2 protein-coding genes are annotated in these 483 nt (G+C 42.9%); one reads left to right on the top strand and one right to left on the bottom strand.

The features are described from left to right. Positions 1 to 257: hypothetical protein (locus BSP75_RS21930; RefSeq protein WP_216219190.1), on the top strand; the 257-nt coding region annotated here is incomplete at its 5' end. A gap of 37 nt (positions 258 to 294) precedes the next feature. On the opposite strand, the gene BSP75_RS16995 is transcribed toward BSP75_RS21930, so the two are convergent. After that, a partial coding sequence (locus tag BSP75_RS16995; protein ID WP_148140753.1) for a transposase occupies positions 295 to 483 on the bottom strand: 189 nt, incomplete at its 5' end.

Raw genomic sequence — 483 nt, 5'->3', positions numbered from 1 at the left:
AAACAGAAAACAGAAAACAGAAAACAGAAAACAGAAAACAGAAAACAGAAAACAGAAAACAGAAAACAGAAAACAGAAATGTAACCTCAGTTAAGATGTGGTTATATTCGCCCTGTAGGGCGGAAAATTTAAAAGGTGTTTTTGCTAGGGAAGGTGCGAATAAGCGGGGAAATTCTTCTCGGCTGACTCAGTCATTTCATTTCTTCATGTTTGAGCCGATTTTTTCTCCCGTAAATGCCTTGAATCAGCCTATTTAGACCGTTTCTTCGCCATTTAAGGCGTTATTCCCAGTTTTTAGTGAGATCTCTCCCACTGACGTATCATTTGGTCCGCCCGAAACAGATTGGCCAGGGTGAATAACATCGCCAGTTGGTTATCGTTTTTCAGCAACCCCTTGTATCTGGCTTTCACGAAGCCGAACTGTCGCTTGATGATGCGAAATGGGTGCTCCACCTTGGCCCGGATGCTGGCTTTCATGTATTC

Source organism: Aeromonas sp. YN13HZO-058, from assembly GCF_001921245.1.
Taxonomy (GTDB): domain Bacteria; phylum Pseudomonadota; class Gammaproteobacteria; order Enterobacterales; family Aeromonadaceae; genus Aeromonas; species Aeromonas allosaccharophila.
Note: the sequence above shows the minus strand (reverse complement) of the source record. Positions and strands in the feature narration are given on the sequence as shown.